Annotated in this window: 23 protein-coding genes; 12 read left to right on the top strand and 11 right to left on the bottom strand. The window is 63.1% G+C overall.

The genetic code is table 11. The features are described 5' to 3' along the window. Positions 1-60: 60 nt before the first annotated feature. Both HHL26_RS20300 and HHL26_RS20295 read right to left on the bottom strand, forming a co-directional pair. Positions 61-702, bottom strand: coding sequence for a phosphoribosylanthranilate isomerase (locus HHL26_RS20300; RefSeq protein WP_066557727.1), 642 nt, complete (start codon positions 700-702; stop codon positions 61-63). A gap of 63 nt (positions 703-765) precedes the next feature. Continuing rightward, on the bottom strand, positions 766-1,614 hold the full coding sequence (locus tag HHL26_RS20295) for a lauroyl acyltransferase (RefSeq protein WP_066561744.1): 849 nt from the start codon (positions 1,612-1,614) through the stop codon (positions 766-768). A 53-nt stretch (positions 1,615-1,667) separates the two neighbouring features. Between HHL26_RS20295 and HHL26_RS20290 the strand changes: the two genes are divergently transcribed. Beyond that, positions 1,668-2,786 (top strand): glycosyltransferase, encoded by a 1,119-nt coding sequence (locus HHL26_RS20290; protein ID WP_066557723.1) that lies wholly within the window; start codon positions 1,668-1,670, stop codon positions 2,784-2,786. 33 nt (positions 2,787-2,819) lie between these two features. Here the strand turns inward: HHL26_RS20290 and HHL26_RS20285 are convergent, their stop codons facing one another. The 3 genes from HHL26_RS20285 to gyrA are packed head-to-tail and all read right to left on the bottom strand — an operon-like array spanning position 2,820 to position 6,506. Then, positions 2,820-3,428, bottom strand: a complete 609-nt coding sequence (locus HHL26_RS20285) for an energy transducer TonB (protein ID WP_158511747.1) — start codon at positions 3,426-3,428, stop codon at positions 2,820-2,822. A 40-nt stretch (positions 3,429-3,468) separates the two neighbouring features. After that, positions 3,469-3,816: a DUF952 domain-containing protein gene (locus HHL26_RS20280; protein ID WP_066557721.1), complete on the bottom strand. Its 348-nt coding sequence runs from the start codon at positions 3,814-3,816 to the stop codon at positions 3,469-3,471. After that, positions 3,813-6,506 carry a DNA gyrase subunit A gene (gene gyrA, locus HHL26_RS20275; RefSeq protein WP_066557719.1) on the bottom strand — a complete coding sequence of 898 codons (2,694 nt, stop codon included), beginning with the start codon at positions 6,504-6,506 and terminating at the stop codon, positions 3,813-3,815. Before gyrA ends, HHL26_RS20280 begins: the two co-directional genes overlap by 4 nt. A gap of 262 nt (positions 6,507-6,768) precedes the next feature. Here gyrA and HHL26_RS20270 point away from each other — a divergent pair, with 262 nt between their 5' ends. Both HHL26_RS20270 and HHL26_RS20265 read left to right on the top strand, forming a co-directional pair. Further along, complete coding sequence (locus HHL26_RS20270) at positions 6,769-8,043, top strand: hypothetical protein (RefSeq protein WP_237229792.1); 1,275 nt, start codon at positions 6,769-6,771, stop codon at positions 8,041-8,043. Positions 8,044-8,144: 101 nt separating this feature from the next. Next, the gene (locus tag HHL26_RS20265; RefSeq protein WP_066557707.1) at positions 8,145-9,419 is read left to right on the top strand and encodes a hypothetical protein; all 1,275 of its coding nucleotides are present in this window, start codon (positions 8,145-8,147) and stop codon (positions 9,417-9,419) included. Positions 9,420-9,471: 52 nt separating this feature from the next. Here HHL26_RS20265 and HHL26_RS20260 read toward each other — a convergent pair whose 3' ends face one another. From HHL26_RS20260 to HHL26_RS20250, 3 genes are read right to left on the bottom strand one after another with little or no spacing between them, the layout of a single operon-like run. After that, positions 9,472-9,753, bottom strand: a complete 282-nt coding sequence (locus tag HHL26_RS20260; protein ID WP_066557702.1) for an acylphosphatase — start codon at positions 9,751-9,753, stop codon at positions 9,472-9,474. Further along, positions 9,753-10,487, bottom strand: a complete 735-nt coding sequence (locus tag HHL26_RS20255) for an NYN domain-containing protein (RefSeq protein WP_066557699.1) — start codon at positions 10,485-10,487, stop codon at positions 9,753-9,755. The genes HHL26_RS20260 and HHL26_RS20255 overlap by 1 nt, the downstream gene beginning before the upstream one ends. Further along, on the bottom strand, positions 10,487-11,137 hold the full coding sequence (locus HHL26_RS20250) for a carbonic anhydrase (RefSeq protein ID WP_066557697.1): 651 nt from the start codon (positions 11,135-11,137) through the stop codon (positions 10,487-10,489). Before HHL26_RS20250 ends, HHL26_RS20255 begins: the two co-directional genes overlap by 1 nt. Positions 11,138-11,157: 20 nt before the next feature. Between HHL26_RS20250 and lipA the strand changes: the two genes are divergently transcribed. Both lipA and HHL26_RS20240 read left to right on the top strand, forming a co-directional pair. After that, positions 11,158-12,150, top strand: coding sequence for a lipoyl synthase (gene lipA, locus HHL26_RS20245; protein WP_066557695.1), 993 nt, complete (start codon positions 11,158-11,160; stop codon positions 12,148-12,150). 4 nt (positions 12,151-12,154) lie between these two features. Continuing rightward, a complete protein-coding gene (locus HHL26_RS20240; RefSeq protein ID WP_066557692.1) occupies positions 12,155-12,631 on the top strand; it encodes a type II toxin-antitoxin system RatA family toxin in 477 nt (158 codons plus the stop codon). On the opposite strand, the gene HHL26_RS20235 is transcribed toward HHL26_RS20240, so the two are convergent. Beyond that, complete coding sequence (locus HHL26_RS20235) at positions 12,577-13,095, bottom strand: CinA family protein (RefSeq protein ID WP_066557688.1); 519 nt, start codon at positions 13,093-13,095, stop codon at positions 12,577-12,579. The genes HHL26_RS20240 and HHL26_RS20235 overlap by 55 nt on opposite strands. A 5-nt stretch (positions 13,096-13,100) precedes the next feature. Next, positions 13,101-14,267, bottom strand: coding sequence for a bifunctional 2-C-methyl-D-erythritol 4-phosphate cytidylyltransferase/2-C-methyl-D-erythritol 2,4-cyclodiphosphate synthase (locus HHL26_RS20230; RefSeq protein WP_066557685.1), 1,167 nt, complete (start codon positions 14,265-14,267; stop codon positions 13,101-13,103). Between the two features lie 106 nt (positions 14,268-14,373). On the opposite strand from HHL26_RS20230, the gene dusB reads away from it, so the two are divergent. From dusB to hflX, 7 genes are all read left to right on the top strand, one after another. Continuing rightward, on the top strand, positions 14,374-15,393 hold the full coding sequence (gene dusB, locus HHL26_RS20225) for a tRNA dihydrouridine synthase DusB (RefSeq protein ID WP_087575124.1): 1,020 nt from the start codon (positions 14,374-14,376) through the stop codon (positions 15,391-15,393). A 58-nt stretch (positions 15,394-15,451) separates the two neighbouring features. Next, positions 15,452-16,492 carry an ATP-binding protein gene (locus tag HHL26_RS20220; protein WP_237230060.1) on the top strand — a complete coding sequence of 347 codons (1,041 nt, stop codon included), beginning with the start codon at positions 15,452-15,454 and terminating at the stop codon, positions 16,490-16,492. Then, positions 16,492-17,937 (top strand): nitrogen regulation protein NR(I), encoded by a 1,446-nt coding sequence (gene ntrC, locus HHL26_RS20215; RefSeq protein WP_066561743.1) that lies wholly within the window; start codon positions 16,492-16,494, stop codon positions 17,935-17,937. The genes HHL26_RS20220 and ntrC overlap by 1 nt, the downstream gene beginning before the upstream one ends. A 99-nt stretch (positions 17,938-18,036) precedes the next feature. Continuing rightward, the gene (locus HHL26_RS20210; protein WP_066557678.1) at positions 18,037-20,289 is read left to right on the top strand and encodes an ATP-binding protein; all 2,253 of its coding nucleotides are present in this window, start codon (positions 18,037-18,039) and stop codon (positions 20,287-20,289) included. Further along, complete coding sequence (locus HHL26_RS20205) at positions 20,279-21,652, top strand: sigma-54 dependent transcriptional regulator (protein ID WP_066557676.1); 1,374 nt, start codon at positions 20,279-20,281, stop codon at positions 21,650-21,652. The genes HHL26_RS20210 and HHL26_RS20205 overlap by 11 nt, the downstream gene beginning before the upstream one ends. Before the next feature lie 132 nt (positions 21,653-21,784). Beyond that, on the top strand, positions 21,785-22,279 hold the full coding sequence (gene hfq / locus HHL26_RS20200; protein WP_254911549.1) for an RNA chaperone Hfq: 495 nt from the start codon (positions 21,785-21,787) through the stop codon (positions 22,277-22,279). 65 nt (positions 22,280-22,344) lie between these two features. Further along, positions 22,345-23,676, top strand: coding sequence for a GTPase HflX (gene hflX / locus HHL26_RS20195; protein WP_066557671.1), 1,332 nt, complete (start codon positions 22,345-22,347; stop codon positions 23,674-23,676). 12 nt (positions 23,677-23,688) lie between these two features. Here hflX and mazG read toward each other — a convergent pair whose 3' ends face one another. After that, a complete protein-coding gene (gene mazG / locus HHL26_RS20190) occupies positions 23,689-24,477 on the bottom strand; it encodes a nucleoside triphosphate pyrophosphohydrolase (RefSeq protein WP_066557669.1) in 789 nt (262 codons plus the stop codon). Positions 24,478-24,683: the final 206 nt, after the last annotated feature.

Below are 24,683 nucleotides of genomic sequence, written 5' to 3'. Positions count from 1 at the left end.
AACGCCATCGGGCTGCGATGCGCCCTGCGTGGCCAATTCCGTTTATGAATAGCGTCTGCCTCATGAGGACGCCGCATTGCAGAAGGCCATGATCTTGTCCACACTCTTGATGCCCGGCGCGCTTTCGACGCCGGAGGAAACATCGACCAGCGGGGCGTCCGTGATGCGGATGGCTTCGGCCACATTGTCGATGCCAAGGCCGCCCGACAGACCCCAGGGAACGGAAAGGGACACGCCGCGCAGCAGCGTCCAGTCGAAACGCAGGCCCATGCCGCCGGGCAGCGCCGCGCCATCCGGGGTTTTGGCGTCGAACAGGAGGAAGTCGGCGGCGCCGCTATAGGCCATGGCGGCGTCTATATCGGCGCGGGTTTTGACGGAAATGGCTTTCCAGACGGGGAGGTCGAAGCGCCGGCGGATGGCGGCGGCGCGTTCAGGGCTTTCCTTGCCATGGAGTTGCAGGGCGGTCAGGGCACCGGTGGCGGCGAGATCCGTCAGGATTTCGTCGGTGGGGTCCACCAGGATGGCGACGCGATCGATCTGGGGAGGAACCAGTGCGGCGAGTGCCCGCATTTGATCCACTTCGACATAGCGGGGGCTTTTGGGGAAGAAGTTGAAGCCGAGATGGGTGGCTCCTCCCCTTATGGAAGCGCCCACCGTTTCAGGCGTCGAAAGGCCGCAGATCTTGATGGCGAGTCGGGACATGGGCGGGCTTTAGCGGGTGTGGCGCATAAGAACCATATGCAGTGTGCTCCTGCATGGGCGGCTTTATGGTTCCGTCAAATCCATATCGTGGAGGGCGAGCCATTGGTCGGCATGGTCGATGCAGGCCTGGCCGAGGAAAGCGTCGACCTGATCCATGATCTGATCGTCGGTGAGGGGGGCCGGATCGAGCGGTCGATGCCAGTGGACGCGGAAATTCGGGCCTTGGGTGCGGATCATGTAGAAGGGCAGGAATTTCGCGCCGACTTTGCGCGCGAGGCGCAGGGCCACGGACAGGTTGCCCGATGGCGGCAGGTCGCGGCCGAAGCGGGGAAACCAGACCTGGCGGTCGCGGCGTTCATCCAGCAATATGTAGAGGGTGGCGCGATCCTTGGTCGTGAGATGTTTCAGGATAGCGCGGGCGGCGCCTTCTCCGGTGATCGCCTCGCCCATATAGCTGGAGCGGGCGCGCTTGAGTTGCGCGGCCTGTTCGGGATTTTCCGGCGGGTCGTAGACGCCGAGGCCGGGACGGTCGGTCGACGCCTTGATATGGGCGGCGAGCAGATCCCAATTGCCCAGATGGACCGCCAGCGCGATCAGCGGGCCGGGGCCGTCGAGGACCGATTGATAGCCTTCGGCGTCTTCCACCGCGATGTGGTTATTCTCGATCAGCCGGTCGATGTTGGTGAGTTCGGCCATCGTGCGGCCAAGGTTAAACCAGCGGCGGGTGAGCAGGACTTCGCTTGCGGTTTTGTCGAGGCCGGGGCGGAGTATCGCCAAATTGGCGCGGGCGCGCTGGTCGCGCAATTTCATCGACTTGCGGGCGACATGGGCCGACAGCCAGCCGCCCAACCAGGAGGCGAGGGACGCAGGGAGGAGGCGGAGGACGGTGAAGAGAAAGGGGTTGGAGAGCATCGCGCCTGCCGTCATACAGCAGCGGTCGGGGCGGTAAAGGGTTTGGATTTGCGATGAGTTTCGCTTTTGCGCTGTGGCTATTGTTGCAGGGGCTGAGCCTGGCCGGGGTGCTCAATTATTGGCGGCATTTGCCGGTGGATCGGCAGGAGGAAGCGCCCGAGGGCGTCGTCGTGCTGCTGTCGGTTCGGGATGATTGGGACGGTGGGGCGGAACTGATTGCGCGGTTGAAGGCCCAGACGGCGCGATTCCGGCTGGTGATTGCGACTTCGGGCGGTTGCGCGGCGGCGAAGGCGTTGGCGGCGCGCGAAGGGGATTGGGTGCAGATCGTTCGCGCGGGTGTCGCTGTGGATGAGGGGCAGAAGGTGCACAAGCTGCGGGCGGCTTTGCGGGCCTTGCGCGAGGGGGACCGCTATCTGGTTTTCGTGGACGCGGATATTTTGCCTCCGGCGCGGTTGGTGGGGCGGTTGCTCTTTCCCTTGGTGCGGGGGAAGGCGGATATCGTGACCGGCTATCGGCTGTTGTTGCCGGAGGTGGGCGTTTTAGCCGCGCTGGTGGGGGCAGTGGAGATGCAGTTGGCGACCCTGCCGCGTGCCGCGAGCGCGACCATGCCCTGGGGTGGCGCCATGGCACTGACGCGGGAGGTGGCGGAGCGGCTGGATCTGGATGCCGCTCTGGCGGGGCGCTTGTCCGACGATATGGCGATCGGGTTGGCGGGCTGGCGCGCAAAGCTGCGGTTGCGGCCGGTGCGGGACTTGCTGGTGGCGAGTCCGCTGGAGGGGCGCGGGGCGCTTGGCTTCGGGGTGCGGCAGTATCGGCATATTGTGACCAACAGTGCGGGGATGTGGCTGATTGCTTGCGCTGTGGTGGGGGGGCAGGCTTTGGGCTGGGTCTGGGCGCTGGGTTGGGGTGGCTGGAGTGCTGTGGCCGTGGGCTATGTGGCGGCTATGGGGAGGGCGCTGGTGCGGCGGCGTATCATCGCGGGCGTGGTGGAGCTGGGGCAGGCGCAGGCGGCGCGGCGGTCGCTTTGGTGGGATGTGCTGGCGCCCTTTGCGGTGTGCTGGGCGCATTGGGTGATGCAGTTGGCGGCGGCTTGTTCGAGCCGGATCAGGTGGGGCGGGTTTGATTATTGGGTGAAGGGTGGGAAGGTCGTGCGGATGGAGAGAGTAGGGTAGCGCTTCGCACTTACTACCTCATGCCGCTAATGATTATGGTTTTTCGTCAACGACGTCAAAGACGACTGTGTGCGTGAACCGCGCCCTTAAGCGCGGGAGCGGCACACCCGGTCTTGTAATAGTCTTTCCAAGCATGTTCGAGCAGGGGTTAGGGGCATCCCGAAACACAAAATCATCCTTTTGAATGAGCTGGCATCGGTCTACCACACCCTGCGGATTGAGTTCAGCCTCCCAAGTCATTGACCGAGTATTGTCGGTTGGATTCGTTGGGTTACCGGGTAGCGTCCACCGCACCCTGCTGGCGAAGGTCGATGCTATCGGTTTCCCATTTTTACCTATCGGAGGCTGAAAACGTGCCCTTTGAAGTAGGAGCGCACAAGCTTTTTTGTCCAACTCATCATCGCCGCTTGATGCGGCGATGTCACAGCTAGTTGGTATGCCCTTGGGATCGACAGTAAGTTTGAAGGCGGTAATGCCAGTCTTCCCATTAAGGCTCGCAAGCAAAGGATAATCTGGTTCGGCGATCCAATCGCTCGGATTGCCGATTGGCGCGGCTTCTGGCGAGGCGGGTTGAGCTACTGCTTGAATGTGAAACACGGCACAGTTCCAAGCCAAAGCTACTGCAATCGTCTTTCGGATCACACGTGCCCCCGTTAGTGAAATTCGAAATGAGCCAAGACTGTTAGAACCCCGCCGGAAAGAGGTGCTTGCCCTGCTCGTCCAACCGCAGCACCACCTTGCCTGCGACCGCGCTCAGCGGGAGATCGCCATAAATGTGCGGAAAGAGTGCGCCGCCGCGTGACTTTTCCCATTTGATCGCGTCACCGAAAGGAGCGAGATCGACCATCACCATCACCAGATGGTCCTGGCCCGCGAAATGCCTGGCGGCGGTTTCGGCGGCCTGTTCGCGGGTGGACATGTGGATATAGCCATCCGCAAGATCGACGGGCGCGCCCTTGAACACGCCGTCGGTCTTTAGCTGGTCATACTGATCTTTGGTCAGAATCTTGTAGGCGAAGAGGTCGGTCACGCCTCGCCCGTCTCCGAACCGGTTTCCACCGCCTCTTCGGCTTCGTCGCTTTCCTCGATCTTCGCGGCGCTGACGACATGTTCGTCGTCGGATACGTTGAAGAGGCGCACGCCCGCCGAGCTGCGGCCGATGACGCGCAGGCTTTCAAGGCCCATGCGGATCAGCTTGGCCTGATCGGTGACGAGCATCAGATGGTCGCCATGCCGCGCCGGGAAGCTCGCGACGACCGGACCGTTGCGGCCGATATTGTCGATGTTCGTGATCCCCTGACCGCCGCGTCCGGTGCGGCGATAGTCGTAAGCCGAGGACAGCTTGCCATAGCCATTGGCGCAGACGGTGAGGATGAACTGCTCCTTCGCCTGCAATTCGGCAAAGCGCTCAGCGCTCATCTGCGGCGAGCCTTCCTTCTCCGCCTTCCATGGGGCGAAGCGGAGATAATCGTCGCGCTCCTCCTGATTGGCGCCGGAGCGGGTGAGGATGGAAAGCGAGATTACCTCATCGTCCTTCTTGAGCGTCATGCCGCGCACGCCGGTCGAGGTGCGGCTCTGGAACTCGCGCACGTCGGTCGCCTGGAAGCGGATTGCCTTGCCCTGACGGGTGGCGAGCAGGACGTCATCCTCTTCGGAGAGGAGCGCCACGCCGATCAGCCGGTCGGTGCTGTCATCATCGAAGCGCATGGCAATCTTGCCGTTCGACGGAATGTTGGCGAAGGCGTCCATGCTGTTGCGGCGGACCGTGCCGTTCGCGGTGGCGAACATGACGTGCAGATCCTTCCAGCTTTCCTCATCTTCGGGCAGCGGCAGGACGGTCTGGATCGTCTCGCCGGGGCCGAGCGGCAGCAGGTTCACCATCGGGCGGCCACGCGTCGCCGGGCCGCCTTCCGGCAGGCGCCAGACCTTGAGGCGATAGACCTTGCCAGCGGTGGAGAAGAAAAGGACCGGCGTATGCGTGGAGGTCACGAACAGTTCGGTGATCGCGTCCTCATCCTTGGTCGTCATGCCGGAGCGGCCCTTGCCGCCGCGCGCCTGGGCGCGGAAGCTCTCCAAGGGCGTGCGCTTGATATAGCCCTGCACGGTGACGGTGACGACCATCTCCTCGCGCTCGATCAGGTCTTCATCGTCGATGCCATCGGCGGCGGCGGTGATTTCCGAAAGGCGCGGGGTCGCGAAGTCGCGCTCGATCGCCTCGAACTCCTCGCGCATGACCGCATAGAGTTTCACCCGGTCACCGAGGATGGCGAGATATTCCGCGATGGCAGCGGCGAGTTCGGCCAGTTCATTGCCGATCTCGTCGCGGCCCAGCGCGGTCAGGCGATGCAGGCGCAGGTCGAGAATGGCGCGGACCTGCGTATCCGACAGGCGGTAGGTGTCGCCGCTGACTTCGGCCTCGATGGCTTCGACCAGCTTCAGATAGGGGGCGATCTCCGCCACCGGCCAGTCGCGGGCGAGCAGGGTTTCCCTCGCTTCGGCGGGACTTGCCGATCCACGGATGATGCGGACGACTTCATCGAGATTGGTGACCGCGATGACGAGGCCCAGCAAGATATGCGCGCGGTCGCGGGCCTTGTTGAGTTCATATTTCGTCCGGCGGGTGATGACCTCTTCGCGGAAGCGGACGAACGCCTCGATGATGTCGCGGATATTGAGCAGTTCCGGGCGGCCGCCGCGAATGGCGAGCATATTGGCCGGGAAGCTCGACTGGGCGGGCGTGTTGCGCCAGAGCTGGTTGAGCACGACTTCCGGCGTGGCATCGCGCTTCAGGTCCATGACGATGCGGACGCCTTCGCGGTTCGATTCGTCGCGAATGTCGCTGATGCCCTCGATCCGCTTGTCCTTGGCGGCTTCAGCGATCTTTTCAACGAGGCCGTTCTTGCCGACTTGATAGGGGATGGCGGTCAGCACGATCGACTGGCGGTCGCCGCGCCCTTCCTCGATCTTGTAGCGCGAGCGCATCATGATCGAACCGCGCCCGGTATGATAGGCGCTGCGGGCGCCCGACTGGCCAAGGATCAGCGGGGCGGTCGGGAAATCGGGGCCGGGGACGATCTGGATGAGTTCGTCGATGGTGATGCCGCTATTGTCGATATAGGCGAGGCAAGCGCGGATCACTTCGCCCAGATTATGCGGCGGGATGTTGGTCGCCATGCCAACCGCGATGCCACCCGCGCCGTTGACCAGAAGGTTCGGGAAGCGTGCCGGCAGAACCTGCGGTTCGCTTTCCGAAGCGTCATAGTTGGGCTGGAAGTCGACCGTGTCCTTGTCGAGATCTTCGAGCAGGGCGGTCGTCACCTTGGCCAGGCGCGCTTCGGTGTAACGCATGGCGGCCGGCGGATCGGGGTCCATCGAACCGAAATTGCCCTGGCCATCGATCAGCGGCACGCGCATTGCCCAATCCTGCGTCATGCGCGCCAGGGCGTCATAGATCGAACTGTCGCCGTGGGGGTGATATTTACCGATCACGTCACCGACGATGCGCGCCGACTTGCGATAGGGCTTGTTATGGTGAAAGCCGGACTCGTTGGCCGAAAAGAGAATGCGGCGGTGCACCGGCTTCAAACCGTCGCGCACGTCCGGCAGGGCGCGGGCGACGATGACCGACATGGCATAGTCGAGATAGCTCGCCTTCATCTCCTCCACGATGGAGATGGGGCTGATGTCCGAAGGGTCGGCGAGGGCAGTCTCGTCGGTCAATGCGATTCTCTTTTTGGATTGATATGGTTCGTGTCGCTGCACTAGCGGAGCGAAACAATAATGTCACGCCTCGCGCACACGCGCGCGAGGAACAAGCTGTATGAAACCATGAGCCGCATGAACGGCGCGCCAGAATGTTTCCTGGGGGCTGACAGGCGGTTAACTGGTGCATATAGGTCGTTCAAACGTTATTCACGCGCCGACCCCTAATCGGCGTCATAGGAAGGCCGCCTGTCACTCGGGCGCAGAGGAGAAGATGAACATGCGTTTTGTTACCCCCGTGGCGCTCGCGCTGACTCTTGCGCTGGCTGGCGGCGCCGTTTCGGCTCCCGCATTTGCGGCCAAGAAGGAAGAGAAAAAGGGTGGCGCGCCCAAGCTCAATGTCTCGCCTGACGTGGTCAAGGCGTTGCAGGCCGCCCAGGCCGCGGCGCAGAAGAACGACTTTGCAGGCGCCAAGGCGGCGCTGGCCGATGCCGACAGCAAGGCGAAGTCGAATGACGACAAATATCAGATCGGCGCCATCAAGCTGAACACCTCCATCGCCAGCAAGGATGCGGCGATGCAGAGCGAGGCGCTGACCCAGATGCTGGACAGCGGGCTGACCCCGCCGGAACAGGCTGGCCAATTCAACGCGGTGGCCGCCGACCAGGCGCTGCAGGCGAAGAATTACGATCTGGCGATCACGCGCGCCAAGGCCGCCGCCGCCGCCGGCTACAAGGCCGAAGCGGTGAATGTGACGCTGGCCCAGGCCTATTTCGGCAAGGCGGGCACGGCCAATCCGTCCGTCGAACCGCAGCGTAGCCTTAATCAGCAGGGTCTGGCGGCGCTCAAGGCGGCCGCCGACGCGACCAAGGCCGCGGGCGGCCAGGTGCCGGCGCAATGGTATCAGATCGGCGTCAGCCGCGCCGCGACCGCCAAGCTGCCGGAAGTCACCGAATGGGCGAAACAGGCCTATCAGGCCAATCCCAACGGCGAAAACCTCCGCACGCTGGTTCGCCTGTTCCAGCAGGCCAATCCGAACATCTCCAACCGCGAGAATCTGGACGTGCTGCGCCTGATGGCGACTTCGGGCGGTCTGGTCCTGGCGCAGGATTATCTGGAATATGCCGAAATGGCGTCGAAGACCGGCATTTACGGTGAAGTGAAGTCGGCTATCGATGCGGGCCGCAGCAAGGGTGTGCTGAACGCCAGCCAGGGCGGCGACCTGTATCAGCCCGCCGTGGCGAAGATTGCCGGCGACAAGAGCTCGCTGGGTTCGGCCGAAGCGGACGCGAAGAAGGCGGCCAACGGCAAGATTGCGGCGGCGACCGCTGACGCTTATCTGGGCTATGGCGACTATGCCAAGGCAGCGGCGATGTTCGAACTCGCCAAGCAGAAGGGCGGCGTCGACGCGGATGAGATCAGCACCCGCATGGGCATCGCCAAGGCGCTGAGCGGTGACAATGTGTCGGCCAAGGCTGCTTTCCAGTCGGTGCAGGGTGGTTCGCGCAAGCAGATTGCCGACCTGTGGCTGGCCTATCTGGCCACTAAGGCCTGATTTTCCTGATCGAGGCGCGTTGCCCATTGCGGGTGGCGCGCCTTTTCCATCTTCGGACATGATGTGATCTGGCCAGGCCAGGCGACAAAGGGGCGGCTGACATGGCCATGATGCGACATTCGATTCTGACCTGTGGGCTGCTGGCGGGGGCGGCTTTGCTGGTCGCAGTGCCAGCCGTTGCGAAGAAGCCGGTTGCGGCCGGTCCGGTGATCGTGATGTCGGACGGTTTCCGCGCAACGACCCAGGCGGCGGACAGCGCGATCAAGGCGGGCGATGCCTCTACCGCGCAGGCGCAGATTTCCAGCCTGATGCCGGTCAGCGATTTCGAGGCCTATGTGGCCGCCGGGCTGCGATTCGAGCTGGCGGTGCTGAAGGTCGACCGGCAGGCGCAGCGGGTGGCGCTGAACGACATGTTCAAGACATCCTCGGTGCCGAAGACGGACATGCCGCGCCTGCGCTATATCGCTGGCTATCTGTCTTTCATCGTCGGCAATTATGACGATGCGACGGCGCAGCTCGATTACGCCAAGACGCTGGGTTACGATCCGATCGACGCGACCATGTTGCGGGCGGATATCGCCGTGCGGCGCAACAAAGCGAAGGATGCGCGCGCCTTCGTGCAGGAGGCGCTGGCGCGGCAGCGGGCGGCGGGACAGGCAATCCCGGCGGCCTGGTATGACCGGGCGATCTCCATGGCCTATCAGGCGGGCGACTGGACCGAAGTGGGCGCGCTTTATCGCGAGCGGCTGAGCCATTATGATTCGGCGGGCGAATGGCGGTCGGCGCTGGCCAATTATCTGACGGCGCCGGGCATGGACGCGCAAGTGCAGCTCGACCTCTATCGCCTGCAAGCGGCCAATGGAGCGATGGCGAGCGAGCGCGACTACCAAGCCTATGCGCAATTGGCCGACAAGACGGGGTATAGCGCGGAAACCAAGGCGATTATCGAAGCCGGGCGCTCTGTAGGCAAGCTGACGCCGACGCAGGCGGTGACAGCGCAGTTGTTGAAGAGCGCGACACCCAAGGCGGCCAAGGAGATTGCGGGCCTGCCCGCTGCTGCGAAGAAGGCGGCGGCGGCCAAGGATGGGTCGGCGGCGATGGGGGTTGGCGACACCTATTTCTCGCTCGGCCAGTTTCCCCAGGCAGTGGAGCAATATCGCCTCGCCTTGAGCAAGGGCGGGGTCGATGCGGGCAAGGCCAATGCGCGGCTTGGTGTGGCGCTGGCGCGTTCGGGCGATCTGGTGGGCGCGAAGGTTGCTCTCGGGCAGGTGACGGCAGGCAATTGGGCGAATGTCGCGGGATTCTGGTCGGTCTGGGTCGATCAGCAGAGCCGGAAGACGGCGTTCACGCCGGTTGTCGTGCCGTCGGCCGGGTGAGGCCTGTCCGCTTCTCACCCATTCCTGTCGCTCGCCGCCATGGTGGAGAAAGTCAACAGGTCGGTCGTTTCTGAAAGGATGTGACTCCCTCGACATCGACATCCTGCGCATCGATGCGGGCCACATGGGCGGCGGGCGGCCCTTCATGGGCGAGGCGGATGAATTGCTCGACCGCCTGTACCGGCCCTTCCACCAACGCTTCCACGCTGCCGTCCATGCGGTTGCGGACCCAACCGGCAAGACCAAGACCGCTCGCCGTTTCCATGGTCCAGTTGCGGTAGAACACGCCCTGTACCCGACCGAGGATGATCAGATGGCGGGCGATGACAGCCATCAATGCACCCGCTTGATCCAGGTCTGGCCGTCACGGCTTTCCACCTTGAAATTCTTGATCGAGCGGACAAGGTCGGACAGCCGCTTGAATCCGTAATTTCGCGTGTCGAAGCTGGAACGGTTGCCTGCAAGCTGGCCCACTTCGCTGAGCCGGGCAAAGCCCTGATCGTCGCGTTTCACGGCGTTATAAGCGTCGATCAGCAAGTTGACGAGATCGGGTTCCACCTCCGTGCCGTCAGCGGCATCAGGGTTGTCGTTTGGAGCTTCCTGCTCGACGGGGGATTCCCGCGTGCTGGTGAGCGCGCCGACGTCGATGAAGCGGGTGCAAGCGCTACGGAAGGCTTGCGGCGTCTTGTCCGTTCCAAAGCCATAGACGGGCAGCCCCTCCTGCCGGATGCGGGTGACGAGGGGCGTGAAATCGCTGTCGCTCGACATCAGGCCAAAGCCGGTGACGCGCCCCGACGCCATCAGGTCCATGGCGTCGATCGTCATCTTCATGTCGGTGGCGTTCTTGCCCCTGGTGAGGTCGAACTGCTGCTGCGTTTCGATCGCCTGGGTCACGGCCTGCCGCGCCCAGCCCTTGAGCGCGGGCTTGCTCCAATTGCCATAGGCGCGCCGGATGTTGACGGTTCCCAGCTCCGCCAGAACCGTCAGCACCGGATCGAAATGGTCGGCGGAAACATTGTCGGCGTCGATCAGCAGGGCAATATTGCCGCTGGGGATCGGTGCGGTCATCAGGCCTCCTGCGGCGCGGGGTGGAATTCGCCGCTCGCCTCGTCCAGCAGATGGAGCTGACCGTCGGCAATGGCGAAGAAGGCGCCGACCAGCTTGATCTCGCCGTCGCGTTCCTTGGTTCGGACGCAGGGGAAGGTGCGCAGATTGGCCAGGCTGACCTTGACCCCTTCCTGCTCCATGGCGCGTTCGGCATCGCGGCTGCGATCGTCGCCAAAGCGTTCCACGACCTTCTCTCGCGCGTCGTCGAGCAGTTCGATCCAGCTGTGGATGAAGCCGCCTTCGCCCGGAGGCGCATCTTTCAGGGCGTGGCTGAGGGCCGCCTTGCAACCCCCGCATTTGCCATGACCCATGACGACGATCTCGCCAACCTTCAGCACCTGGACCGCGAATTCCAGCGCGGCGGACACGCCATGACGGCCGGGATTGGTTTCGAAGGGCGGCACCAGCGCGGCTACATTGCGGACCACGAAGATCTCGCCGGGGCTGGTGTCGAAGATCTGCGCCGGATCGACTCGGCTGTCGGAGCAGGCGATGACCATGACGCGAGGGCTTTGCCCTTCGCTCAGTTCATCCCATCGCTCGCGCTGCTCCGTCCAGCCGGTGTTTCGGAAGCGGCGATAGCCGGCGAGCATGTCAGCGAAATCAGTCATGCGCCGGTCTGTGCCGAACAATGATGGGGCTGGCAAGAGTGCGCTTCCATCGCTATCTGGGGCGCATGAACGATATTGCCCCGATCCCCGCGCCCGGCCAGCCCACCAATCGTCCTGAACGCGTCCGCAAGCCCGACTGGATTCGCGTGAAGGCGCCGACCAGCCCCGGCTATCATGAGACTCGCAAGCTGATGCGGGAAAAGGGGCTGGCGACGGTGTGCGAGGAAGCGGCTTGCCCGAATATCGGGGAATGTTGGACCAAGAAGCACGCGACCGTGATGATTTTGGGCGATGTCTGCACGCGGGCCTGCGCCTTTTGCAACGTCAAGACCGGCATGCCGCGCAAGGTCGATCCCAATGAGCCGCAGAATCTGGCCGATGCCTGCGCTGAAATGGGTCTGGAGCATATCGTCATCACCTCGGTCGACCGCGACGACCTGCCCGATGGCGGTGCGACGCAGTTCGTGAAGGTGATCGAGGCGCTGCGCCGCACGACTCCGGACACGACCATCGAGATTTTGACGCCCGACTTCCGCAACAAGCATGAGCGGGCGGTCGAAATGATCGTAGCGGCGCGGCCGGACGTCTATAATCATAATCTGGAGACGGTGCCGCGGCTCTACCCGACCATCCGTCCGGGTGCGCGCTATTATGCGTCGCTGCGGCTGCTGGAGACGGTGAAGAAGCTTGATCCGTCGATCTTCACCAAGTCCGGCATCATGCTGGGCCTGGGCGAGGAGCGGCTGGAGGTCCATCAGGTGATGGATGACATGCGCTCCGCGGACATCGATTTCCTGACCATGGGGCAATATCTCCAGCCCACGCCGAAACATGCTAAGGTCATGGAGTTCGTTACTCCGGCGGCGTTCAATGCCTATGCCGCGATTGCCCGGGCCAAGGGCTTCCTTCAAGTGGCGTCGAGCCCGCTCACTCGGTCCAGCTATCACGCGGGCAAGGATTTTGCCGAAATGCGCGCCGCCCGTGAGGCGCAACTGGCGAAGGCTGCCAAATAAGCCGATGCCCAAGCATAACGAAACAAGGCCGCTTCCCTATTCGCCCGAACAAATGTTCGACCTGGTGGCGAATGTGGAGGCCTATCCTGAATTCCTGCCCTGGGTCAGCGCGATCCGCGTTCGCTCCGACAATGAATCGGACATGGTCGCGGACATGATCGTGGGCTTCAAGGGGATCAAGGAGAGCTTCACCTCCCGCGTCCACAAGCATCGGCCCGACCATGTGCGGGTCGATTATCTCGACGGGCCGTTGAAGCATCTGCACAATGAATGGAGCTTCCGCGACGACGGCAAGGGCGGGGTGCTGGTGGACTTCGAGGTGGAGTTCGAATTCAAGAGCAAGCTGTTCGAGATGATTGCAGGTCAGGTGTTCGACAAGGCGCTGCGCAAGATGATCGGCGCTTTCGAAACCCGCGCGGCGGAACTTTACGGCGCGGGCGAGTCGGGCAGCAGCAGTTCGAGCGCGCAGAGCGCCGCCTGAAGGCGGACGCCACCACGGCCCGTATCCCCGAAATGATGCATGTCGGCCACGATCTTGTCGGGGCTGGCGCCACGTTCCGCACGGGCGAAGACGACCGTCCCCACGGGCTTTTGCTCCGATCCGCCGCCGGGACCGGCGATGCCGGTGATGGCGACGGCGACATTGGCGTGGCTCTTGTTGAGCGCGCCCTGCGCCATGGCCCAGGCGGTGGCGATGGAAACAGCGCCGAAGGTTTCGATGACATCCTGCGAAACTTTGAGAAGTTCGCTTTTCATATCATTGGAATAAGTGATAAATCCGGCCTCAAACACTTCCGATGAGCCGGCAATTTCAGTCAGTGCGGCGGAGACCAGACCGCCGGTGCAGCTTTCCGCCACCGCGATGGTGCGGCCGGCGCGGCGGTTGGCGATGATGACGCGCTCGGCCAATTCGACCAGCGAAGCGGGAAGGATGCTATCGGGCATGGCGATCAGAATAGCGCGGGGAGGGAGAGGGTGGCAACAGCCTGTGCGGCGATGCCTTCGCGACGGCCGGTAAAGCCCAGTCGCTCCGTGGTCGTTGCTTTCACGCTGACCCGGTCGAGGGGCAAGCCCAGGATTTCCGCGATGCGAGCTCGCATTGCTTCCCGATGCGGACCGATTTTGGGCGCTTCGCAGATCAGCGTCAGGTCGACATGTTCGATGATGCCGTCCCGTTTTGCGACGCGCTCCGCCGCATATTCCAGGAAGCGGGAGGAGGCGAAGCCGCGCCACTGCGGATCGGAGGGCGGAAAATGGCTGCCGATATCACCCTCCGCCAGCGCGCCGAGCAGGGCGTCGACCAGCGCGTGGATCGCCACATCGGCATCGCTATGGCCTGCTAGGCCGCGATCATGGGGAATGCGGATGCCGCAGAGCCAAAGCTCCTGATCGGAGGCAAGCCGGTGGACATCATAGCCCATGCCGGTGCGGATACTGCGCGCGGCGGCCAAACGGGCTTCGGCGCGGGGGAAATCATCGGCATAGGTCAATTTTTCGAGCCTTTCATCGCCAGCCACCAGAATGACGTCATGACCTGCATCCCGCACCATTTGAGCATCGTCGGTTGCTTCCCGCTCGCTGTCCCAGGTCCGATGGGCGGCCAATATCGCGTCGAAATGGAAAGCTTGCGGGGTCTGGACGCGAGCCAGGCCGTTGCGGTCCACGATTTCCCCGGCGCGACCCGCTTCATTTCTGACGAGCGTGTCGGTGACAGGCAGGGTGGGGATCGCGCCGGGCGCCTCTGCCAGGGCGGCGAGGAGCCGGTCGATCACCGCGCGGGGGAGGAAAGGGCGGGCGGCGTCATGGATAAGAAGGCGGGCCGCGCCGCCGGAGGACGCAATATGTTCCAGTCCCGCACGAACCGATCCGCGACGGCTGTCGGCGCCCTGGATGATCGCTGCGACCGGACGCTCCCCGAGTGCAGCCCGCGCATCGGCTTCCTGACCCGCGCCGACGACCAGGATGATGGAGTCGACAGCAGGATGCCTTGCCAGGGCGTCGAAGGCATGAGTCAGGACAGGCTTGCCGCCGATCAGCCGGAATTGCTTGGGAATGTCGCCGCCCGCACGGCTGCCCTGTCCTGCTGCGACCAGCAATGCGACGGTTTTTTTTGTCATGGCGCGGCCTGTATCGCAGCGCGCGGCGGATCGCCAGAGCTGCCTTGCTTGCCGTTGGGGACGATTTCGGCTAAGGGCTGCCTGTTTTTTAGGCAGTGATTATATAATGCAGACGCTTTCCCCGATTTCCATTGGTCCGGTGACGATTGACATGCCGGTCGTGCTGGCGCCGATGACGGGCGTGACGGACATGCCGTTCCGCACGCTGGTGCGGCGCTATGGTTCGGGCCTGAACGTGACGGAGATGATCGCGACGGCGGCGATGATTCGCGAGACGCGCCAGTCGCTGCAAAAGGCCGCCTGGCATCCGCTGGAGGAGCCGGTTTCGATGCAGTTGGCCGGTTGCTCGCCCACGGAAATGGCGGAGGCGGCGAAGCTCAATGCCGATCGCGGCGCCGCGATCATCGACATCAATATGGGCTGTCCGGTGAAGAAGGTCGTGAACGGCGATGCGGGCAGCGCGTTGATGCGCGACCTGCCGCTGGCGGCGTCTTTGATCGAGGCGACAGTCAAGGCCGTCGACGTGCCCGTCACGGTCAAGATGCGCATGGGCTGGGACCATGCCAGCCTCAACGCGCCCGAACTGGCGCGCATCGCGCAGGATCTGGGCGCGAAGCTGATTACCGTTCATGGCCGGACCCGCTGTCAGATGTACAAGGGGTCGGCGGATTGGGCCTTTGTGCGGAGCGTCAAGGAAGCGGTGTCATTGCCGGTGATCGTCAATGGCGACATCTGCTCCATCGACGACGCGGAAACGGCGCTGGAGCAAAGCGGTGCGGACGGCGTGATGATCGGGCGCGGCGCCTATGGGCGGCCCTGGCTGATCGGGCAGGTGATGCACTGGTTCCGCACGGGGGAGCGACTGGCCGATCCTTCGCTGGAAGAGCAATATCGCGTTATTACAGAGCATTATCGCGCCATGCTTGCGCATTATGACAATCATACCGGTGTCAACATGGCTCGCAAGCATATCGGCTGGTATACCAAGGGACTGCCCGGCTCGGCCGAGTTCCGCAATGCGGTGAATCAGGAGCCGGACGGCGATGTCGTGTTGGACATGCTGGCGCGTTTCTACGAACCGCTGATCACGGACGATGGGTCGGTCGAGACGCGCAAGGCGGCCTAAGGTGACAACCATCCCATCGCTTCGACTGCAACAGGATGGGCCTTCGCTTTCCGAACTGATGACGGCGCTCCCCGTGGCGACGCTGGTGGTGCGGCCGGACAACAGCATAGCCGACGCCAATGTTCGGGCGGAGACGCTGCTCAACATGGCGCGGTCGGCCATCGTCGGCAGCGACATATCGCGGACCATCCGCATGGCCGAAATGGGCGCGCGCTTCGACATCTGGCACAGCAACAAGCCGATCGCGGCCTATGATATCCGCGTCCATGCCGGGCGAACGGCGGAGATGGAGGTCGATCTGATGATCGCGCCCATCGTCGATCATGAGGGCTGGCGCGTGGTGTCGATTCACACGCAGAGCCAAGCGCGCAAGATCGGCCATCGGGGCACGGCGGGAGGCGCCCGCTCAGCCATGGGCGCAGCCGCGATCCTGGCGCATGAGATCAAGAACCCGCTGTCGGGCATAAGGGGCGCGGCGCAATTGCTGGAGTCGGGCAATGAAGGACGCGATGCTGCGCTGACGCAACTCATCTGCAATGAAGTGGACCGGATCGCAGCGCTGATCGACCGCATGCAGGATTTCACCACCGATCGGACGCTAGAGTGCCGGAGCGGGAACATCTATCCGCTGATCGATCGGGCGGCGAATATTGCCGCCGCAGGTTTTGCAAGAAATATCCGTATTACAAAAAGTTATGATCCATCCCTGCCATTTGCTAATATCAACGACGATGCGCTGGTGCAGGTGATGATCAACCTGCTCAAAAATGCCGCCGAAGCGCTGGAGCATAAGGAAAAGCCGCGTATCCGTGTTGAGACGGCGTTCCGTCATGGCGTGTCCGTCGTCGTCGGCAAGGGGAAGGGGAGCGCGGTCCTGCCGATCGAGATATTGGTCGTCGACAACGGGCCGGGCGTGCCGGAACATATATTGGACCATCTGTTCAATCCCTTCATCACCGGAAGGCGGGACGGAACGGGGTTGGGGCTTGCGCTGGTGGATAAGCTGGTGCGCGACATGAGCGGCTTCGTGCAATATTCGCGGGATCATGAGGCAGGGGAATCGACCTTCCGCATCCTGCTGCCGATGGGAATGGGATGATGGCGGCGACAGGCGCGATTTTGGTGGTGGATGACGATCCGGCAATCTGCGTGGTTGTTGGGGAAGCGCTGCGGCGGCAGGGGTACAGGGTCAAGACGGCGGCATCGATCCGGGAGCGCAGCGCGCTGTTGGACAGCTTCTCGCCGGACGTGCTGATCACTGACGTCATGCTGCCGGATGGCGACGGTCTGGACGGCATATCCGAGATATTGGAGCGCCGGCCGGCTCTCAACATCATCATCCTGTCGGCGCAGAACACGCTGAATACGGCGATACGCGCGACGGAAAAGGGCGCCTTCGAATATCTGCCCAAGCCCTTCGACCTCAATGAACTGACGCGGGCCGTGTCCGATGCGCTCGGCTCGGAGAAGGGCGGCGATGAGGAGGCTTCCGACGCTGGCCTGCCGCATGACGGCCTACCGCTGGTTGGACGCTCTCCGGCAATGCAGGAAGTCTATCGGACGATCGCGCGCGTGTTGTCCAACGATCTCAGCATATTGGTGCTGGGCGAATCCGGAACCGGCAAGGAACTGGTGGCTGAGGCGATCCACAGCCTGGGTCAGCGGCGAACCAAGCCCTTCGTGCCGATCAACATGGCCGCCATCCCGCGCGAGCTGATCGAGGCGGAGCTGTTCGGTTACGAAAAGGGCGCCTTTACCGGCGCCCATGCCCGGACCGCCGGCAAGTTCGAGCAGGCGCAGGGCGGCACTTTGTTCCTGGACGAGATAGGCGATATGCCGATGGAGGCGCAGACACGGCTGCTCCGGGTTCTGCAATCGGGCGAGGTTACGACCGTCGGCGGCTCGAAATCGGTCAAGGTCAATGTCCGCATCATCGCGGCCACCAACAAGGAACTGCCCAGGCTGATCGAGGAAAACCGCTTTCGGCAGGATCTGTACTACCGGCTGAACGTGGTACCCATCGCCCTGCCGGCGCTGCGCGAGAGGCGGGAGGACGTGATCCTGCTTGCCCGCCATTTTCTCGACCGGGCGGCGCAGGACGGGCTGCCGCGCAAATCGCTGTCCGAGGATGCGGCCCAGTTGCTGATGGCCTATCATTGGCCCGGCAATGTCCGCGAACTGCAAAATTTAATGCAGCGGCTGGCGGTGCTGAGCCGCGAAAATGTGATAACCGCCGACATGCTGCGCAACAGCCTGCCGCTGGACGCGGTGCCCGCCGATTATGCGGCCCCCGCCGACCTGTTGGGCCAGGCGGTGCGGGAATGGGCGAAGCGGCAATTGGGCATCGGCCTCACCCAGCCCAACCGCAATTTGCATGATGATCTGCTGGCGGTGGTCGAGCCGATATTGTTCCAGGAGACGTTGGCGAGCGTGGACGGGAATCAGATCCGCGCCGCGGGGCTGCTGGGCATCAATCGGAACACGCTGCGCAAGAAGCTGACCGACTATGGCCTCGACCCCTTGCAGCTTCGGATAGGCGATTGAGCGGCGGCAGGACGAACCGCCCACTCTTTTCGACCGGAAGCCATGCATCTGCCAATTACTGTGTTTGATCGGGCACATTAATGTTGTAACCAAGCCACTATGGAAGGCGCAGTGACTCTCCCCGTGCGGGGCCGGGCATGGAAAAGGCATTTCCCCCCCTTCCTGCGCCGTCGTCTGGCCGTGGTGGTGGAGGCGGTGACGCTCATCCTGTTTCTCGGGATGGCGGGCATCACCTATTTCCTGCTGGCGGGGCAGGGGCAGTCCTATACGCTGCTGACGCCGCCGATCGTGGCGTTGCTGCTGGTCGCCAATCTGGTGCCCGCTATCGCTTTGCTAGTGCTGCTCGGACGACGCGTGGCGAAACGGCGCGCGGCGCAGTCCGCCATCGGCAGCGACGGACAGTTGCACGTCCGGCTGGTGGCGATCTTCTCCATCGTTGCCAGCGTGCCGATGCTGTTGGTGGTGATCTTCGCGTCGCTGCTGTTCCAATATGGCGTCCAGTTCTGGTTTTCCGACAGCGCGCGCGGCATGCTGCAAAATGCGAGCGATCTGGCACGCGGCTATTATGAACAGAATTTGCGCGACGTGCGCGACGAAACCGTCACTATGGCTAGCGATCTGCGCGATTATCTGAGCCAGTCGAAGGTTTCCAGCCCTCGCTTTGCAGAGGGCTATATCTACCAGGTCGTGACGCGGAAGTTGAACCGGTCCGCAATTATCGAGATCGGCAAGGATGGCGTGGCGCGCACGGCGGCAACGGTCGATCCGGAAAGCCGCCCGGTTTCCGAAATGCTCACCCCCGATGTGGTGAAGCGGTTGGAGGCGGGAGAGGATGTCGTGGTCGCCGCCAAGCCCAACCAGATCGAGGCGGTGACGCTGCTCTATCCGAATGCGAAAATCTATCTCTACGCCACGCGCGATTCCGGTTCGACGGCGTTCAGCAATGTCGAGCGGGCGCAAAAGGTGTTGTCGGATTACGACATTTTTGCTGCGCAATCCCGTGCCTTGCAGTTGCGCTTCAACATCATGCTGTTCGTGGGATCGCTGCTGCTGGTGGGCGTGGCGGTCTATATCGCGCTGAAGGTCGCTGACTGGATGGTGCGGCCGGTCAACGAACTGGTGATGGCGGCGCGGCGGATCACGGCCGGCGATCTGTCGGCGCGTGTGACCAGCCCGCAGAGCCGGGACGAGATCGGCACGCTGGCGTCCGCCTTCAACCGGATGACCCAGCGGCTGGAGGCGCAGACGGGCGCTCTGGTGGCGGCGAACAGCCAGCTCGATGAACGCCGCGCCTTTATCGAGGCGATTCTGTCGGGCGTATCGGCTGGCGTGCTCTCGGTGGATAGAGACGGGATCATCCTGCTGCTCAACAGTTCGGCGGCGGACATATTGGTGCGGGAAGGCGATGATCCGGTGGGGCGTCCGCTGACCGATGTGTCGCAGGAACTGGCGGGGTTGATAGCATCAGAGGAAGATGCCGGGATCGTGCAGATCCGCGCGCATGGCGATGTGCGCACGCTGGCCGTCAAGGTGTCGGAGGACGCCTCCCGCCACATCCTGACGTTCGACGATATCACCCAGCAACTTTCGGACCAGCGGCGGGCAGCCTGGTCCGACGTGGCGCGGCGGATCGCGCATGAAATCAAGAATCCGCTGACCCCGATCCAGCTCGCCGCCGAGCGGCTGCAGCGCCGCTATGCCGAGGAAGTCACGAGCGACAAGGCCACCTTCACCCGCCTGACCGGCACCATCGTCCGGCAAGTGGGCGATTTGCGGCGGATCGTGGATGAATTCTCCTCCTTCGCGCGCATGCCCAAGCCGGTGTTCCGGCGGGAGCGGGTGGACGATATCGCCCGGCACGCGCTGTTCCTGCACGAAGTCGCGCATCCGGATATCCGTTTCGAATATCGTTCCGTCGACGCCGATGTGGAATTGGTCTGCGATCGGCGGCAATTGGGACAGGCGCTCACCAACATCGTCAAGAATGCGGTGGAGGCGATCGAGCCAAAGCCGGCCGCCGATGACGGCCAGTGGCGCGGCCATGTGCGCATGACGGTGGAGCATGACGAGGGGAATCTGCTGATCGCGGTGCAGGATAATGGCATCGGCTTGCCCCCTGAGCGGGAGCGCATTTTGGAACCCTATATGACCACCCGGAGCAAGGGCACTGGCCTGGGCCTCGCCATCGTCAAGAAGATTGTCGAGGAACATATGGGTGAAATCCGCTTCGAAGATGCCGAAGGCGGTGGGGCGCGCGTGACGCTGCGTTTCCCGGTCGTGGCGCTTGAAAAACTGGAAGAGGGGCAGGTGATCGCCTTGCCCAAAGGAAAAGTGACAGCCAATGGCGCTTGATATTCTGATAGTCGATGACGAAGAGGACATTCGCGATCTGGTGGCGGGTGTGCTGGAGGATGAGGGTTTCGCCACCCGCACCGCCGCCAACAGTGACAGTGCGATCGAAGCGCTGGATGCACGGCGGCCTTCGCTGGTGCTGCTGGACGTGTGGCTTCAGGGTTCGAAGCTCGATGGTCTGGAATTGCTGGACGAGATCAAGCGCCGTGATGCGAGCATTCCGGTGCTGATGATCTCCGGCCATGGCAATATCGACACCGCCGTCGCCGCCATTCGCAAGGGGGCCGCGGACTTCATCGAAAAGCCGTTCGAGGCGGACCGGCTGCTGCATCTGGTATCGCGGGCGACGGAAACCGAAAGGCTGCGGCGCGAGAACCAGGTGTTGCGCGCTCGTTTCGGGCAGGATGATGAGCTGACCGGCACTTCGGCGGCGATCAATTCTGTGCGGGCAACCATCAAGAAGGTAGCGGGCACCGGCAGCCGCGTGCTGATCTCGGGCCCCGCCGGTGTGGGCAAGGAAGTCGCGGCGCGCATGCTCCATAGCTGGAGTGGGCGGGCCGATGCCCCCTTCATCATCGTCGCCGCTGCGCGCATGGACCCGGATCGGGTGGAAGAGGAACTGTTCGGCGTCGAGGATCCGAGCGGACTGGTGCGTCCCGGCTATCTGGAGCAGGCGCATGGCGGCACGCTCTATCTCGATGAAATTGCCGACATGCCGCTCACCACCCAGGCGAAGATCCTGCGCGTGCTGACCGATCAGAGCTTTACCCGCGTCAGCGGGCAGCGGCAGGTGAAGGTGGATGTGCGCGTCATTTCCTCGACCGCCCTCAATCTGGCGAGCGAGATCGAGGAACGCCGCTTCCGCGAGGACCTGTTCTATCGGCTGAACGTCGTGCCGCTCGTGATCCCGCCGCTGGCCGAACGGCGCGACGATATTCCGCCGCTGGTCGAACATTATCTGGCGCGCTTCGCTGCGGAGCGCCGGGTTCCGCCGCCTGAAATCGCCAGCGACGCCATGGCCGCGCTGCAGGCCAATGAATGGCCGGGCAATGTTCGCCAGCTCCGCAACGTCATCGAACGCACGATGATCCTGGCGCCCGGCGAGCGGATCGGACGGATCGAGCTGGACATGCTGCCCGCCGAACTCACCAGCAACGGCAATTCGGAGGGCATGGGGCAGTCCGCGATCATGGGCGCGCCGCTGCGTGAGGCGCGGGAGAGCTTCGAACGCGAATATCTGCGCATCCAGATCCGGCGCTTTTCCGGCAACATCTCCCGCACCGCCACCTTCATCGGTATGGAGCGGTCCGCGCTCCACAGGAAATTGAAATTGTTGGGTATTACGGACGGCAAGGACGGTTGATCGCTTTCACCCAATCAGGGCATGGACGGCTCTTCGCAATTGCGGTAGGTTTGCCCTGCTTCCGACAGGCGGGAGCAGGCAAGACACTCTGCCCAGGGGTGCGAGAGCGGGTAACGTCCCGCCAATAAAGGAATGGTGAAGACCATGGCCGACAAAGTGAACAACCTTCAAGACATCTTCCTGAACAGCCTGCGCAAGAGCAAGACCCCGGTGACCATGTTCCTGGTCAAGGGCGTGAAGTTGCAGGGCATCATCACCTGGTTCGACAATTTCTCCGTGCTGCTGCGGCGGGATGGCCAGTCGCAACTGGTGTACAAGCATGCGATTTCGACCGTCATGCCGGCGCAACCCATGGATCTGACCGAATTGCGCAAGGCCAGCGACGGCAATGGCAAGTCGAAGCTGCTCCAGGAAATCTTCCTGAGCGCGGTGCGCAAGTCCGGCAGCCCCGTCACCATGTTCCTGGTGAACGGCGTCATGTTGCAGGGCGAAATCGCGGCCTTCGACCTGTTCTGCATGTTGCTGGAGCGGGACGGCATGGTCCAGCTCGTCTACAAACATGCGATCTCGACGGTGCAGCCATTGCACGCGATCGACCTCACTGGCGAAGGTGAGGGCGAGGATTGAACGCTTTTTCTTGGCGTCGCTCGGTTTCCGATGAAGCCGGCCGGGGCCGGAAGCGTTAAGCCTCCATGGCCGTTTTCAACCGAGATTCCGCTGACGAAGTGTCGCGTGGCGCGCGTGCCATTGTCGTGCGCGCCGATGTCCATGGTCCGGAGCGTCGCGACAGCGATGCGCGGCTGGAGGAGGCGAGGGGGCTTGCCCTCGCCATTGGCATCGACGTGCGGGCGGCGCAGGCCTTTCGCGTGCGCGACCGCAAGCCTGCAACCTTGTTCGGCAGCGGGCAGGTGGATCAGATCGCGACGCTGGCGAGGTCCGAAGAGGCTGAGCTGGTCATTGTCGACAATGCGCTGAGTCCCGTGCAGCAGAGCAATCTGGAAAAGGCGACCGAAACCAAGGTCATCGACCGGACCGGCCTGATCCTGGAAATTTTCGGTGAGCGAGCGGCGACCAACGAAGGGCGGCTTCAGGTCGAACTGGCGCATCTCGACTATCAGGCGGGGCGGCTGGTGCGTAGCTGGACTCACCTTGAGCGGCAGCGGGGCGGCTTTGGTTTCCTGGGCGGTCCCGGTGAAACGCAGATCGAGGCCGACCGCCGGATGATCCGCGACCGGATGGCAAAAATCCGCCGCGAGCTGGATCAGGTAACGAAGACGCGCGGGCTGCATCGAGCCAGGCGGCAACGGGCGCCCTGGCCGGTGATCGCGCTGGTCGGCTATACCAATGCGGGTAAGTCCACGCTGTTCAACCGGATGACCGGCGCTGACGTCATGGCAGAGGATCTGCTGTTCGCGACGCTCGATCCGACCATGCGGCAGATTGCCTTGCCGGGACTGGACAAGGCCATTCTGTCGGACACGGTGGGCTTCGTTTCGGATCTGCCGACGCAATTGATCGCCGCATTCCGCGCAACGCTGGAAGAAGTGCTGTCGGCCGATCTGATCGTCCATGTGCGCGACATAGCCCATCCCGACAGCGATGCGCAGCGCGATGACGTTATCGACGTGCTGAGCGAACTGGGCGTGGCCGGGGAGGGCGCGCTCGAAGCGGGCGAGGGCAATGAGCCGCCGCCGATCATCGAGGCCTGGAATAAGCTGGACTTGCTGGATGATGATGCGGTGGCGCTGGCGCGTGAGGCGGCGGCGAGGCGCGATGACGTCGTGATCCTGTCGGCCTTGACCGGGGAGGGCGTCGATGGTCTTCAACGGACGATCAGCGCACGGCTGACGTCAGGCGCGCAGGTTCATCAGTTGCGTGTATCGCTGGCGGATGGCGCGGCGATGGCCTGGTTGCACGAGCATGGCGAAGTCATCGGCAGCCAGTCCCAGGGCGATGATATGCTGGTCGACGTCAGACTGTCGGACTCGGCACTGGCGCGGTTCGTCAAACGCCGGGGAAATTGAGCGGCGGCGGGATCAGGGCTGCTTCAACAACCGCTTCGCCTGCTGCCATAGAGCTTCTTTCTGATCGAGGGTAAGACCAGGAAAATCATCTCCCGCAAGCTTTTCCATGACGCGGAAACGCTTGTCGAACTTGGCGTTGGCGGCGCGTAGGGCGACCTCGGGGTCGACCTTCAAATGGCGGGCGAGGTTGACCGCGGCAAACAGGAGGTCGCCCACTTCCTCCTCCCGATCCATCTGAGAGGTTGCCGCCTGCACTTCGCCCAGTTCTTCCTCGATCTTCTCGATGACTCCGCCGATATCGGGCCAGTCGAAACCCGTGCGAGCAGCGCGTTTCTGGAGCTTCTCGGCGCGGAGCAGAGCGGGCAAGGCGACAGCCACTCCGGCAAGCGCGCTGGGATCAGGCTCCTTGTCTGCACGTTCGGCTGCTTTGATCGCTTCCCATTGGGAATGGCCGTCTTCGCGGGCGGTGCCGTCACCGAAGACATGCGGGTGGCGGCGGATCATCTTTTCCGTGATGCCGTCGATCACATCCTGCAGCGCGAAATGGCCGCTTTGTTCGGCCATGCGGCTGTGAAAGGCGACCTGCAGCAGCAGATCGCCCAGCTCGTCGCGCAAGGCCGCCATATCGTCGCGCTCTATGGCGTCGGCAACCTCATAGGCTTCCTCGATCGTATAGGGTGCGATGCTCGCGAAATTCTGTTCGATGTCCCAAGGGCACCCGGTTTCGGGATCGCGGAGCCGAGCCATGACATTGGCAAGCGGCATGATGTCGGCTGGACTGGCCTTGCTGGAAGAAGACATGCGGAGCCTTGGATTGATGAGATGGAGAAAGAGATAGGGCTTCGGGGGAGCAAAGGCCAGCCTCACGCAAAGGCATCGCTGTTCCTGCCGGTTAGAGAAGACACTTTCTGTCCCCGATAGAAATGACACTCTTGAGGACAGCAGGGGCTGCGCGGAGCCATCGGCCTAGCGCAGCGCAGACCCTGCTGAGAGCGTAACATGGAGGG

The organism is Sphingobium sp. TB-6 (genome assembly GCF_012927365.1).
In the GTDB taxonomy this organism is placed as follows: Bacteria; Pseudomonadota; Alphaproteobacteria; order Sphingomonadales; family Sphingomonadaceae; genus Sphingobium.
Note: the sequence above shows the minus strand (reverse complement) of the source record. Positions and strands in the feature narration are given on the sequence as shown.

Coding starts and splice junctions, on each gene's coding strand:
- HHL26_RS20255 (WP_066557699.1), bottom strand. CDS start 10,487: ATGACCGCACCGATCCCCAGCGGCAATATTGCCCTGCTGATCGACGCC.
- mazG (WP_066557669.1), bottom strand. CDS start 24,477: ATGTCTTCTTCCAGCAAGGCCAGTCCAGCCGACATCATGCCGCTTGCC.
- HHL26_RS20210 (WP_066557678.1), top strand. CDS start 18,037: ATGGAAGGCGCAGTGACTCTCCCCGTGCGGGGCCGGGCATGGAAAAGG.
- HHL26_RS20240 (WP_066557692.1), top strand. CDS start 12,155: ATGCCCAAGCATAACGAAACAAGGCCGCTTCCCTATTCGCCCGAACAA.
- hflX (WP_066557671.1), top strand. CDS start 22,345: ATGGCCGTTTTCAACCGAGATTCCGCTGACGAAGTGTCGCGTGGCGCG.
- HHL26_RS20250 (WP_066557697.1), bottom strand. CDS start 11,137: ATGACTGATTTCGCTGACATGCTCGCCGGCTATCGCCGCTTCCGAAAC.
- HHL26_RS20260 (WP_066557702.1), bottom strand. CDS start 9,753: ATGGCTGTCATCGCCCGCCATCTGATCATCCTCGGTCGGGTACAGGGC.
- HHL26_RS20265 (WP_066557707.1), top strand. CDS start 8,145: ATGGCCATGATGCGACATTCGATTCTGACCTGTGGGCTGCTGGCGGGG.
- dusB (WP_087575124.1), top strand. CDS start 14,374: ATGCAGACGCTTTCCCCGATTTCCATTGGTCCGGTGACGATTGACATG.
- HHL26_RS20230 (WP_066557685.1), bottom strand. CDS start 14,267: ATGACAAAAAAAACCGTCGCATTGCTGGTCGCAGCAGGACAGGGCAGC.
- HHL26_RS20235 (WP_066557688.1), bottom strand. CDS start 13,095: ATGCCCGATAGCATCCTTCCCGCTTCGCTGGTCGAATTGGCCGAGCGC.
- HHL26_RS20270 (WP_237229792.1), top strand. CDS start 6,769: ATGCGTTTTGTTACCCCCGTGGCGCTCGCGCTGACTCTTGCGCTGGCT.
- HHL26_RS20295 (WP_066561744.1), bottom strand. CDS start 1,614: ATGCTCTCCAACCCCTTTCTCTTCACCGTCCTCCGCCTCCTCCCTGCG.
- HHL26_RS20205 (WP_066557676.1), top strand. CDS start 20,279: ATGGCGCTTGATATTCTGATAGTCGATGACGAAGAGGACATTCGCGAT.
- HHL26_RS20220 (WP_237230060.1), top strand. CDS start 15,452: ATGACGGCGCTCCCCGTGGCGACGCTGGTGGTGCGGCCGGACAACAGC.
- lipA (WP_066557695.1), top strand. CDS start 11,158: ATGATGGGGCTGGCAAGAGTGCGCTTCCATCGCTATCTGGGGCGCATG.
- hfq (WP_254911549.1), top strand. CDS start 21,785: ATGGTGAAGACCATGGCCGACAAAGTGAACAACCTTCAAGACATCTTC.
- ntrC (WP_066561743.1), top strand. CDS start 16,492: ATGGCGGCGACAGGCGCGATTTTGGTGGTGGATGACGATCCGGCAATC.
- HHL26_RS20290 (WP_066557723.1), top strand. CDS start 1,668: ATGAGTTTCGCTTTTGCGCTGTGGCTATTGTTGCAGGGGCTGAGCCTG.
- HHL26_RS20300 (WP_066557727.1), bottom strand. CDS start 702: ATGTCCCGACTCGCCATCAAGATCTGCGGCCTTTCGACGCCTGAAACG.